We start from the raw sequence: 12,021 nt of genomic DNA, 5'->3' as shown, positions 1-12,021 counted from the left end.
TGCGTCTGTCGGAGACGGACCGATACCCCCAACTAGTCCACGTACCGATACTTCCGCTCGCCCATGCGGCCCCAGCCGTCAAAGACGAACTCCTCGCTGGGCGTCGTGAACTCCTCGATGTCGACGTCCATCTCGTGGTTGTGGGCGTCGTGGATCTCCTCGTAGTCGTCCCACTCCATCTCGTAGCGCTCGGCGAGTTGGGCGTCGACGTTCAGGGCGTCGATCTCCTCGGCCCAGCCCTCCCGAATCGTCTCGGCGTGGATCTCCGCCTGTGCACCGCTGCCGTAGGAGCCGACGAGGAGTTTCTTGCCGGCCAGGTCGCGGTCGTTCTCGAGAGCGTGTTTGAGCGCGCTCGCGCGGGCGACGTGGACGGATCCGGTGTACCAGTTGCCGACCTCGCGGGAGATCGTCAGCGTGGGAGCGATCGTCGTGTCGTACCACTCGGCGTAGCGGTCGGTGCCCTTGAGGAGATCCATGTACTCCCGGAGGGCGTCGCGGTAGTCGTCGTCGGAGTCGAACGCCTCGGGGCGAGGCTGGCGACCGATTTCGTCGGCGAGTTCGTCCTCGACTTCGGTGTCCCGCGTCACGTGGCGGAACGCGAGCAGGGCGGCTTTCCGGACCATGCCCGGGAACGGCGTGTGGAACGGTGCGTAGACGAAGTCCTCCTCGTGGACCGCGCCCGCGACGCTCTCGAAGTCCTCGAGGGCTTCGCGCATCCGCGCGAGGTAGACCTGCACGGAGCGTTTGCCGTCGACCGACGGGAACTGCTGGTTGGGCTTGAGGAAGTCGGTCTCGTCGGCCGAGCCGTAGCCCTGTTCGGCGGAGAGTTCGACCAGGTTCGGGTCCTCGCTGATGAGCATCGCGACGGCTCCGGCTCCTTGCGTCGCCTCGCCGTCGTCGCCGCGGGCGTACAGCGCCGTGTCGGTCGCGATGACCAGCGCCGAGCGGCCGCGATTCCGGCCCGCACGGATCCAGTTGTACGCGTCGTCCAAACTCTGGGTCCCCGCGATGCAGGCGAACTTCCGCTCGCCTTTGTTCGCGTGGTGGAAGTCACCCTCGTAGACCTGCTCGAGACAGCCAGCGACGTACGTCGAAACCGGCTTCGAGTTATCGAACGCGCTCTCGGTCGCAACGTCGATGCGACCGATATCGTCGGGCTCGAGGCCTTTGCGCTCCATCAGCCGGTGGGCGGCGTTGGCCCCCATCGTGACAATGTCCTCGTAGCTGTCGGGGAAGGAACTGGCGTTGAGGCCGAGCCCTTTCGTGTACTTTTCCGGGTCTTCGCCCTTCTCCGGGGCGAACGTGCCGGGAAGGTCGAGTTTGAGGTTCCCGGTCCAAATTTCGACGGCGTCGATGCCGACTGCAGTCATACCTCGTCAATACGGGCGATGGTACAAGATATTGTCGTTCGATGTTTCGACAACCGTCGAGAAATTATCGCCGGTAACCGGGCGAAATCGATCGCGAGCCGCGATCGCATGTCCCAGCGCCTGCTACAGCGCCGCGCGTGCCTGTTGGGTGTCGTCGCTGTTGCCCCTGGTTCTCCGCGGGACGACTCTGAAGGGACACGAACGTGAGGATCGCGGGCGGAGAGGTAACCTCAACGATAGTCGCTACTGACCGTCACCGCACACCTTCTCGCGCGATACCCGTCCGATCAGTGTGTGACTCGTTTCGGTTGGGACTCCGGACAGTCACGAGACGGTCGTCTCCTGTCTAAGTCTGCGGAGCGAGTCACCGAGAGGAATCGGCCGGTGGCTACCGCGTGCCGAAAACGTGATCGACTCCGTCGACAGAACTACTCGTCTTCCTCGACGACTTCCGGATCGCTCATCGCGCTCTGGAGGCTGTCAAGGCCGTTGATCCACTCCGTAACGAGTCCGTACTCGAGGTCCTCCGCGACGCTCATATCGAGTTCCTGCTCGTCGATGATGAGGGTCCCTGCCTGTGCCGCATATCCGAGCGCGGCGTCGAGATCCTCTTCGGCCTCGGCATCGGCCGCGGCGCTGAGGTAATCGCCGACGGTCCCCTCGTCGGCCGGCCCGTTCGCGACGTACTCCTCGGCCGCGAAGAAGACACAGACCAGACTCGTCTGGACGCCGTCGACGAGGATGAGTTTCTCCTCGTCTTCGATATCGATCTCGCTGAGGACGATCTCGCGAACGTCGTCGATTTCCTCGAGGGTCTCCTCCTGGTCGAGTTCCCCGTCGTCGTACGCGGCGACGATCTTGGCGATCGCGATCGCCGTATCGTCCTGCAGGTTCAACAGGAGTCGGGCCGAGTCTTCGTCTTCCGGATCGATGTCTTCGTCTTTGATGCGATCGATCCAGTTCTGCCAGCGTTCCTCCGAGTAGAACTCGGTCGGGGGATTGCTCATACAGACACCTACACCGGCCGCTTGAAATGCCTTTCTCTACACTAGCCGCCGAAAGCGAACGTTTGGAAAAACCGGACGACCGACCAATAGCAGCTTACAGCCGCTCAGATCCCTGTTAGAGCCATCGGCGTCTCGGCGTACCCGCGATCGAGCGATCGGAATCGGTTCTTATCGGTCCCTTTCAGTCGCGCTCGAGCGTCGCTTCCGTATCGATGCCGTAGACCCGCTTTGGCGTCTCGACGTGGGCTATCCGAACGGCCTCTTCGAAGCCGTTCTCGAGGAGCCACCGGACTCGTCGGGGGACCGTCTTGGGGCCGAGTACCGCCCCCGGCCGATCGGGATCGTCGATGTAATCGGTCTCCATCAGGAACGGCTCGCCGCGCTCGGCGGCGGTCTGCAGGCGATCCTTATCGGCCATGACGCTCGGAGTCGGCCCCTCGAGTCGGCCGCTCGCGTAGTGTTTGACGACGCGATGGGACGGCAGGCCGGCATCGGTAGCCCAGTCGGCGACTGCGGTCATGTCCTCGCTGGCTTCGGCGTGCAGTTGGACGGCACAGTCCAGATCGGCCCCGTGCTCGAAGGCCCGGCGCATGACCGCGTTCGAAGCCGCCCAGACGTCGTCATCGACCTCGTAGTGGGGCCGTCCCGATTTCAGTGCCAGCGCCTCGCCCGAATCGACGTACTCGGCCGCCACGTCGATCCCGGCCTGCATGAGGTCGCGGGCCTCCTCGGGATCGAACCCGCGGTCGTCGACCAGACGCGTTATCAACCCCGGATGCACGCCGAGGACGGGCCATGCGTTCCCCTCGAGTTCGTTCGCGGCCTCGTCGACGATCTCGATCGTTCGTTCGAAGACCGTCCGGAAGTCCGAACCGGTCTCGGCCTCGACGCCGAGGTGCCAGGAGGGTTTGTTCACTACGAGTAGATGTGTGCCGCCGACGCGAGCGAAATCCCTGACGGCGTCGATGCCACGATGGGCGTCCGGATCGAGGTGGAGGTGATCGTCCATCACCGGCCGATCGTCGATCATACTCGCCAGTGGGTCGGTGACACTCGAAAGTGCTCCGATCCGGCGCGGACGGCGCTCACAACACGATCGTGCTCGCGAGAGCGATCCGATAGATAAATGGTGGTCGTGTGGCGTATTACCGAGCGGATCGATACCGAACAACTACCACACCGATCCGGGTTTATCAACAATAGTTATTATGTTTCAACCGAATCAGCACGAGTGTGTTCCAGTATGAGTGATCAACTATGAGCGAAAACGGAGCAACCGCTCCCGGCGAGGACCCGTCCGACCAGTTCATCGGCGGGGACAACGATGAGGGTCCTCGAGTCGAGTTCTACGGCGGCCGCGGGATGAGCGCGTTCCCGATCGCGTTTTTCATCGTGTGGGCGATCATCCAGACCGCACTCTGGCGGATCGGCGATACGGGGGGCCTTATCGTCGGTATCCTAGTAGGACTGATCCTCGGGATGTTCTTCGTGCGGGGGAACTGGAAAACCTACGCCAACACCATCTTCGAGGGGATGACTCAACCCGTCGCGGTGACTGCCATCGTAGCGTGGATCTGGGCCGGCATGTTCGCCCAGTTGCTGCAGGACGGCGGCTTCGTCGGTGGCCTCGTCTGGCTGGCCGACACCGCCGGCGTCGGCGCGACGCTGTTCCCGGCGATTACGTTCGTCCTCGCCGCCGTCTTCACAACGGGGATCGGGACGGGATACGGCGCGAGCGTCGCCTTCGTCGGCCTGTTCTTCCCGGCCGGCATATTGCTCGGTGCGAACCCGGTCCTCCTGTTCGGGGCGATCCTTTCGGGGGCTATCTTCGGCGACAACCTCGCACCGGTCAGTGACACGACGATCGTCAGCGCCGTCACGCAGGATGCCGATATCGGCGGCGTCGTCGCCTCGCGGTTCAAGTACATCATCATCGCCGCCGCCGTCGCCTTCGTTGGCTACATCGTCGCCGGCAGTTCGATGGACGGCCTCGAGATCAGCGGCGAAGCCCAGACGATCTTCCTCGAGAGCAGCGAGGCGATCGGTCTCGTCCACGTGATCCCGATGCTCGCAGTGATCGGCGCGGCGGTTGCGGGCCGTCACATCGTCGAGGCGATTTCGTGGGGGATCGTCATCGCCATCGCGTTCAACCTCATCTTCGGGCTGGCATCCCTCGGAGACATCGTCATGTTCAACGCACCCAGCGACGCGCCGTTTGCCGGTCCGCTGGAGTCACTGCCGGTCCTCACGGTCGTCGACTCGGCCGACGCCGTCGGCGTCACCGGGAGTCTGATGAGCGGGGTGTCCGGGTTCTTCGAACTCTCCATTCTCGTGCTCCTGATCATCGGTGCGGCCCAGATCATGATCCGCGGCGGTGCCTTCGAGGTGCTGTTGAACTGGTCGCTCGAGAACCTCGCGACCAACGTTCGCAACGCCGAACTCACGATGGTCGCGACCGCGGCGCTGATCAACTCGATCATCACGATCAATACGGCCGCCGAAGTCGCGATCGGCCCCTACATCTCGAAGATCGGTGAACGCTTCAATCTGAACGGCTACCGACGAGCGAACATCCTCGACGGTCAGACTGCCGCCATGGGCTACATCTTCCCGTGGTCCGGCGGCGTCCTCGCCGGGTACGGCGCGATGCAGAACCTCCCCGGGGAGTACGAATGGCTCGACCAGGCGATGCTCGTCACGCCGATCGACGTCGTTCCGTTCGTCTTTCAGGGCTGGCTGCTGGTCGCGGTCTTCGTCATCGCCGCACTGACCGGCTTCGGCCGTGAGTACGTAACCGACCGTGAGACCGAGGAGGTGGCGCGCGTATGAGCGTCTTCGACAAATACCTCGCTGGCTGGCGTCTCCGGACGTCTCGGCCGTCGTTCGAAGTGGGAAGCGAAGTCGATATCTTCATCGCGGAGTCGAACGGCACGTCCGGTCGTGCGTACGTCGGCGATACCGAACTCATCATCGAGGGTGCCGGCCCGGAAACGATCGAAAAGCAGGTCCGCGTTCGGGTAACCGAATTCGACGAGACAACCGCGAGCGGTCGCGGCGAGTTCGTCGAAGTCGTCGGCGAGAGTTCTTACGCCGAATAACGACCCGGACCGAGCCGGAACCGCCTGTCTTTTTTGCGACGCAACCCGGCCAACGCAACGCAGCAACAGCACAATCGACCCCGTCGCCTCGACGCGTCGTCGCCGCGAACGGGGAGCGCTCACCGAGGGACGTGATCCGCTCACGAAACGCCGGGCCCGAGTCGCTCGTCGATCAGCGCTCCGTCCGCTCTCCCCGGCCGCTCATCGTGACGGCTGGAACGGTCGGTTTCGGCGTTCCAACTCGAGGTCGCGCCGTGAGAAGTCGTCCTCAAGCGCCGGGTAGCCGGGTTGGTCTCTCACCGGTCGAGCGTGACCGCGTCGTCGGCGGCGTTCTGTAACGCGTCCGAGCGGCCGTGCGAGCCCGGTGCAATCGCGATCGTTTCCACGCCGGCGGTGCCCGCGTACTCGAGGACGGGTTTGAAGTCCGTATCTCGGGAGACGATCGCGAGCCGGTCGATGGTCCCATCGCCGACGATTGCGGTTGCATCGACGGCCAGTTTCACGTCGACGTCGCCGCTGGTAATGATGACTTCGAAGCCGCGCGCTTCCGCGGCCTGAATGAGACCGGGCGTGGCGTGTTCGTCGAGATAGAGCCGAATCACGCCGACGCGACCGAGCCGGCGAGCGGTATCGCGGAGATCATCGAGATCGACATCGAATTCGTCGCGGAAGACGTTCGGCCCGTCAACGAACAACCCGACTGCCGGTTCGGTCGCGGTGTCAGGCACGAGACGTGCGCGAACGCGGTCAAACATGGTCAGTTGCCCGGCTTTTCCCGTGCACGGAAATAGGTGTGACGAAACGATAGCAGCACCGACCCCATCGGCGAATAGTTAGATAAAGAATAGTGATTGCGACGGTGATGGTCCGAATCACCCCATAATTAGCCACAAGAGTTGTGGAATAAACATTCCCTAAGTTCATTTCAGTAGCATACAATTATTACTATTACACTTGGTAACCCTCATCATGGGTACTCGACCCTCACATACCCGATTATAATATTAGTGTTCGAAATTTATTGTATTTCTTGATGTTTAGGAAGAATTTAATAGCGTGCTGGAATTTCTTCGGTTGCGTTATGTCCGGTGACAATAACCAACACATGGATCGAAGATCGCTTTTACAAACAGTCGGCGCGTTCGGTGCGCTGGTCGGCCTGGGTGGTATCACGTCCGCGACGCCGGGACGGGAGCCGGGGCCGAAGAAAGACGAGCTGATCGTCGGGGTCGACCCCGACGTCTCGAACATCGAAGCGGCCGTGGAGCCGAAGATTCCGAGCAACGCGAACATTGTCCACACGAACGAGACGCTGGGCTATGCCGCAGTGGAGATCGCCGATCAGGCTTCCATTCAGGCCAAGGAATCCGTCAAGCGGAGCGTCCTCGATGCCGACGAGGTGACCTACTCCGAAGACAACGTGACCTACGAGGCCATCGAGGCGGAACCACAGGAATTGGAAAGCGATGGCGAGACGGCGTCGCCGCTCTATACCCCGAACGACCCGGACTTCGGGAGTCAGTACGCGCCACAGCAGGTGAACGCGCCGGAAGCCTGGAACACGACCCTCGGCGATCCGGAGGTTACGATCTCGATCGTCGACCAAGGGGTCCAGTACGACCACCCGGATCTCGCGGAGAACATGGACAACAGCGTCTCGAACGGTGGGTCCGACTTCGTCGATGATAACGGCGATCCGTACCCGGCAGACGCGAGCGAGAACCACGGGACGCACGTGGCTGGGATCGCAGCCGGTGGCACCGACAACGGGACGGGCCATGCCGGTATTTCGAACTGTTCGCTGCTCTCGGCCCGCGCGCTCGGTGGCGGGGGCAGCGGTTCGCTCTCCGACATCGCCGATGCGGTCCAGTGGTCGGCCGACCAGGGTGCCGACATCATCAACATGTCCCTCGGTGGCGGCGGTGCTACGCAACTGATGCGGGAGGCCTGTGAGTACGCCGCCTCGCAGGGGACATTGGTCGTCGCAGCGGCCGGTAACGACTACGGCAGCAGCGTCTCGTACCCGGCCGCCTACGACACCGTCCTCGCCGTCTCCTCGCTGGACCAGGGTGAAACGCTGTCCGACTTCTCGAACGTCGGCCCGGAGATCGAACTGGCCGCACCCGGTGGCAACGTCCTCTCGAGCGTTCCCTGGGGCGACTACGAGACCCTCTCCGGTACCTCGATGGCGTCGCCGGTCGTCGCCGGCGTCGCCGGACTCACGCTCTCGGCGTGGCCGAACCTCTCGAACGATCAGCTGCGAGACCATCTCAAGCAAACCGCCGTCGATGTCGGCCTTTCGGCGAACGAACAGGGCAGCGGCCGCGTTGACGCCGGCAATGCCGTCACCACCGAACCGGGTACCTCTCCGGACCCCGACCCGGACCCGGACCCGGAGCCCGGTAAGTGCGGTGACGAGGTCAACACTGCAAGCGAAGAGGGCGAACTCAGTGGTGGCTGGGGCGGCAACCCGAACGATACCTACACCTACCAGCTTCAGACGGCCGACCCCTGCAGTGCCACCGTCTCGCTTGAGGGACCGGCCGACGCTGACTTCGACCTCTACATGACGCTCGACGGACGGACGCCGTCGATGTACGACTACGACGAGCGCTCGACGGGCCAGGGCGCAAGCGAAACGATCGAACTCGACCTCACGGGCGACGAAGAATTAGGTGTCCTCGTCACCCGGTACAGCGGAAGCGGCTCCTACTCCATGACTATCGACGAACGCGGTCGATAGATCGAGCGGCGGCCGCTGCCGACTGCTCCGAGCATGCTGCCGACCGCTCGGAGTTCGGCGACGGAGACCGCAGGGACTGTCACGATCCGGGCTCGCGTGACGAAACCGTAGCACAGCCGCGGGCTCAGATGAGCAGCGGAGGCCCGGTCACGCGGCCGACCGACGGCAAACCGTCCCCCCGTGGCCGCGTTAGTCCCGGAAACTCCGAACCGGTTCTCGTGTCCACACGCTCGGTGATAAAACACTGAGTTCACACGTCCACACTTTATACCCAACAAATACCATTCTTGTCACCATTTAGCGTCTTCTTTCCAAAATAAATCCACAGATGATTCGATAACGCTTTACTAATTTCAGGGCTTGCTGACTGTCGTTCCATGACACAGAACGATCACCCGGACGACCCCGCTCGCGCGTACGATCGCCGCTCGATCCTGACCGGTGCCGGTTCGATCGGTATCGGCAGCGTAATCGGCTCGAGTGGCGTCGTGACCGCGACCCCGAGCCGCGAACCGGGGCCGAAGGACGACGAACTCATTCTGGGGATTTCGCCGTCGGCTACGGACGTGGCCGGTGAGGCCCGTGCCGCCGTCCCCGGCAATGCCGATGTCGTCCACGCGAACGAGTCGATCCACTACGCCGTCGTTTCGTTTCCATCGGATGCACCTGCTCACGCTCGCGAGGACGTCATCGATGCCGTCACTCGCTCCCCCGCGGTCGAGTACGCGGAACCGAACGTGACGGTCGCGTCGCTACTCAAGCCGAACGATCCCTACTACGACTTTCAGCATGCCCCCAAACAGATCGGCTGCGAAACGGCCTGGGAGACGACCCGTGGCAGCGAGGACGTCGTTATCGCCGTTGTCGATCAGGGAATTCAGTACGATCATCCCGCGCTCGAGGCGACCGTCGACGACCGGATCGGGACGGATCTCCTCGACGCTGACGATGATCCGTATCCCGCCAGCGGGGCGGACCACGGCACGCACGTGGGCGGTATCGCGGCTGGCGGATCGGACGACGGCACCGGCCACGCCGGAATCAGCGACTGCTCGCTGCTCTCGGTCCGTGCGCTCAACGAAAACGGCGTGGGATCGCTCTCCGATATCGCCGACGCGATTCAGTGGGCCGCCGACGCCGGGGCCGATATCGTCAATCTCTCGCTGGGGGTCGACGGCTCCTACGACACGCTGACTGCGGCCTGTGAGTACGCGGCCGACCACGGCGTCTTGCTGGTCGGTGCGGCCGGCAACGACGGGAGCGACCGCGTCTACTCGCCGGCCGCGGAGGACAGCGTCGTCGCCGTTTCGGCCGTCGACAGCGACGATTCGCTCGCTTCGTTTTCGAACACCGGCTCGGCGATCGAACTCGCTGCCCCGGGCAGCCGGCTCGTCTCGAGCGTGACCGGCGACGAGTACGCGCGAATGTCGGGGACGTCGATGGCAGCGCCGGTCGTCGCCGGCGTCGCCGGCCTCGTGCTCTCCGCCTATCCCGATCTCTCGCGGACGGAACTCCGCGAGCACCTTCGGGCGACCGCAGCCGATCTCGGCCTCCGCGATACCCAACAGGGGTACGGTCGCGTCGATGCGGCTGCAGCGGTCGAGACCGATCCGTTCCCGGACGAGAGCGACCCCGACGAGGAACCTGGGGAGTGTGGCGACGAGGCGATCACCGCGAGCGCGAGCGGCTCCCTCGATGGCAGCGGCTGGTGGGGCGAGAGCGACCGCTATAGCTACTCGTTGAACACCGCCACCCCCTGTTCGGCGACGATCACGCTCGAGGGGCCTGCCAACGCTGACTTCGATCTCTACGTGACCACGGACGGCAGCAAACCCACCAGATGGGAGCATGACGCGTCGTCCGCGGGCGCGGGCACGAGCGAATCGATCACGGTCCCGCTCGAGGGCGACGAGGAGATCCGGCTCCAGGTACACGCGGTTAGCGGGAGCGGCGAGTACACGCTCCGACTCGAGGAACGCGGTCGATAAAGCAGTGAAATCGGACCAACGGCGGACGCGAACCCATGGTTGGGACGAAGGATGCGATGTCGCAGACGGTGAAAAGCACCCCTGCCCCACGAGGCGTGACCCTTACACGAAACGCCCGAGTATCACTCGGGCCGGGTTTCTGCGGGCGGAAACCTGTGCAGCGATCCGCTCTCGCCGGATTTGAGGCCTCCGGCGCGACAGTCGAATCGAGAACCCACGCCGCAGACTGAACGAGGACCGCGCAGTTGCAGTCGCTATTATTCGAAGACGAAGTAATCGCGTTCCTCGTCCTGGACGGAAATCCACTTGGGCTCAGTGAGTTCGCGGGTGATCCACTCGCCGTGGTAGCGACCGAGGCCGGACTGCTTGACGCCGCCGAAGGGCGCGTTGTGGTCCTCGTTGATCGGCTGGTCGTTGATGTGGACCATCCCCGCCTCGACCCGATCGGCGAGGTCGCGGGCGCGCTCGGCGTCCTCACAGAAAACCGACGCCGAGAGCCCGTACTCGGTGTCGTTCGCCAACTCGATCGCTTCCTCGTCGTCCGAGAACGGGATCACGGGCGCGACGGGGCCGAAGTGCTCGTTACACGCCGTCGGCATGTCGTTGGTACAGTCCGAGAGGACCGTCGGCTCGACGAACAGCCCGTTGGCCTCGCCGCCCGTCTCGAGGGTGGCACCCGCCTCGAGCGAGCCCTCGATGAAGTCGACCAGATCGTCGCGCTGGGTTTCGTTCTGGACCGGGCCGAACGTGACGTCGTCGTTCTCGGAGGGGTCGCCGATGGTGAGCGATTCGGCGTGCTCGACCAGCAGGTCGACGTACTCGTCGTAGAGGTCCTCGTGGACCAGATGGCGGTTGATCGAGATACAGACCTGCCCCTGATGGAAGAACGAGCCGAACGCGCCGGCGCGGGCGGCCTTCTCGAGGTCGGCCTCGTCGGTGACGATAAACGGCGCGTTGCCGCCGAGTTCGAGGGCGGGCAAGGCGAGACTCGCGCCGGCCTGCTCGGCGACGCCCTTGCCGACGGCCGTCGAGCCGGTAAAGGAGACGACCCGTGGCGTCGGATGGCCGGCGATCCGATCGCCGATATCGGAGCCACGGCCGGTGACGACGTTGAGAACGCCGTCCGGAAGGCCGGCCGCCTCGCACAGCTTCGCGATGAGCAGCCCGCCCGTGATCGGCGTGTCGGTCGCCGGCTTCAGGACGACCGTGTTGCCCAGCGCGATCGCGGGCGCGACCGCGCGCATGGTGAGATGGAGCGGGAAGTTCCACGGCGAGATGACGCCGACGACGCCGACCGGTTCGTGGACGATGTGGTTGTCCTTGCCCTCGACCGATGGCGAGGGCCGAACCTCCTCTTCGGGTGGCTCGAGCTCGAGTGCCATCTCTACGTCGCCGGTCGTGGTCGCGAACTCGCCCATGGCCCGGTAGCCAGGGGTGCCAGCCTCCGTCGCGAGCAGCCCGGTGATCTCCTCGACGTGTGCGTTCAGTTCGTCCAGCAGGTTTTGAACGATCTCGTTGCGCTCTGCCCGCGGCGTCGCCGCCCAGTCGGATTGGGCCGCCTCGGCTGCCTCGTAGGCAGCGTCGACGTCGGCCTCCGTCCCCGCGGGGACCTCGGTGAAGGCCTCCTGTTTCGCCGGGTTTTCGACGGGGATCGTTTCGCCGCTCGCTGCGTCCCGCCATTCGCCGTCGACGTATATCTGGTCCCAGTCGGCGCGTGGGTCGAGTGCTGGCGTACTCATGTATCGATTCGTAGGTCCGTTCCGGCCATATGTTTTCGGCAACCGGAGATGATAGGCAGAGCAGTTGTAACCGGAA

At 64.0% G+C, this 12,021-nt stretch carries 9 protein-coding genes; 4 read left to right on the top strand and 5 right to left on the bottom strand.

Annotation, left to right across the window (positions count from 1 at the left end):
• Window positions 1-32 precede the first annotated feature (32 nt).
• From hmgB to C486_RS02780, 3 genes are all read right to left on the bottom strand, one after another.
• A complete protein-coding gene (gene hmgB / locus C486_RS02790; protein WP_008452794.1) occupies window positions 33-1,370 on the bottom strand; it encodes a hydroxymethylglutaryl-CoA synthase in 1,338 nt (445 codons plus the stop codon).
• A 428-nt stretch (window positions 1,371-1,798) separates the two neighbouring features.
• A complete protein-coding gene (locus C486_RS02785) occupies window positions 1,799-2,377 on the bottom strand; it encodes a DUF2150 family protein (protein WP_008452793.1) in 579 nt (192 codons plus the stop codon).
• 181 nt (window positions 2,378-2,558) lie between these two features.
• Window positions 2,559-3,407, bottom strand: a complete 849-nt coding sequence (locus tag C486_RS02780; RefSeq protein WP_008452791.1) for a TatD family hydrolase — start codon at window positions 3,405-3,407, stop codon at window positions 2,559-2,561.
• A gap of 227 nt (window positions 3,408-3,634) precedes the next feature.
• Here C486_RS02780 and C486_RS02775 point away from each other — a divergent pair, with 227 nt between their 5' ends.
• Together C486_RS02775 and C486_RS02770 are read left to right on the top strand one after the other, a co-directional pair.
• Window positions 3,635-5,206 carry a Na+/H+ antiporter NhaC family protein gene (locus tag C486_RS02775; protein ID WP_008452790.1) on the top strand — a complete coding sequence of 524 codons (1,572 nt, stop codon included), beginning with the start codon at window positions 3,635-3,637 and terminating at the stop codon, window positions 5,204-5,206.
• On the top strand, window positions 5,203-5,475 hold the full coding sequence (locus tag C486_RS02770) for a DUF7513 family protein (RefSeq protein WP_008452787.1): 273 nt from the start codon (window positions 5,203-5,205) through the stop codon (window positions 5,473-5,475). Before C486_RS02775 ends, C486_RS02770 begins: the two co-directional genes overlap by 4 nt.
• Window positions 5,476-5,771: 296 nt before the next feature.
• Here C486_RS02770 and C486_RS02765 read toward each other — a convergent pair whose 3' ends face one another.
• Entirely contained in the window at window positions 5,772-6,230 is a 459-nt protein-coding gene (locus tag C486_RS02765) for an NYN domain-containing protein (protein WP_008452785.1), read from the bottom strand.
• Between the two features lie 326 nt (window positions 6,231-6,556).
• Between C486_RS02765 and C486_RS02760 the strand changes: the two genes are divergently transcribed.
• Together C486_RS02760 and C486_RS02755 are read left to right on the top strand one after the other, a co-directional pair.
• A complete protein-coding gene (locus C486_RS02760; protein WP_049910067.1) occupies window positions 6,557-8,218 on the top strand; it encodes a S8 family peptidase in 1,662 nt (553 codons plus the stop codon).
• 377 nt (window positions 8,219-8,595) lie between these two features.
• The gene (locus tag C486_RS02755; protein WP_008452779.1) at window positions 8,596-10,206 is read left to right on the top strand and encodes a S8 family serine peptidase; all 1,611 of its coding nucleotides are present in this window, start codon (window positions 8,596-8,598) and stop codon (window positions 10,204-10,206) included.
• 257 nt (window positions 10,207-10,463) lie between these two features.
• Here C486_RS02755 and C486_RS02750 read toward each other — a convergent pair whose 3' ends face one another.
• The gene (locus C486_RS02750) at window positions 10,464-11,945 is read right to left on the bottom strand and encodes an aldehyde dehydrogenase family protein (RefSeq protein ID WP_008452777.1); all 1,482 of its coding nucleotides are present in this window, start codon (window positions 11,943-11,945) and stop codon (window positions 10,464-10,466) included.
• Window positions 11,946-12,021 lie beyond the last annotated feature (76 nt).

It is taken from the genome of Natrinema gari JCM 14663 (assembly GCF_000337175.1).
In the GTDB taxonomy this organism is placed as follows: domain Archaea; phylum Halobacteriota; class Halobacteria; order Halobacteriales; family Natrialbaceae; genus Natrinema; species Natrinema gari.
Note: the sequence above shows the minus strand (reverse complement) of the source record. Positions and strands in the feature narration are given on the sequence as shown.

Coding starts and splice junctions, on each gene's coding strand:
- hmgB (WP_008452794.1), bottom strand. CDS start 1,370: ATGACTGCAGTCGGCATCGACGCCGTCGAAATTTGGACCGGGAACCTC.
- C486_RS02785 (WP_008452793.1), bottom strand. CDS start 2,377: ATGAGCAATCCCCCGACCGAGTTCTACTCGGAGGAACGCTGGCAGAAC.
- C486_RS02780 (WP_008452791.1), bottom strand. CDS start 3,407: ATGATCGACGATCGGCCGGTGATGGACGATCACCTCCACCTCGATCCG.
- C486_RS02775 (WP_008452790.1), top strand. CDS start 3,635: ATGAGCGAAAACGGAGCAACCGCTCCCGGCGAGGACCCGTCCGACCAG.
- C486_RS02770 (WP_008452787.1), top strand. CDS start 5,203: ATGAGCGTCTTCGACAAATACCTCGCTGGCTGGCGTCTCCGGACGTCT.
- C486_RS02765 (WP_008452785.1), bottom strand. CDS start 6,230: ATGTTTGACCGCGTTCGCGCACGTCTCGTGCCTGACACCGCGACCGAA.
- C486_RS02760 (WP_049910067.1), top strand. CDS start 6,557: ATGTCCGGTGACAATAACCAACACATGGATCGAAGATCGCTTTTACAA.
- C486_RS02755 (WP_008452779.1), top strand. CDS start 8,596: ATGACACAGAACGATCACCCGGACGACCCCGCTCGCGCGTACGATCGC.
- C486_RS02750 (WP_008452777.1), bottom strand. CDS start 11,945: ATGAGTACGCCAGCACTCGACCCACGCGCCGACTGGGACCAGATATAC.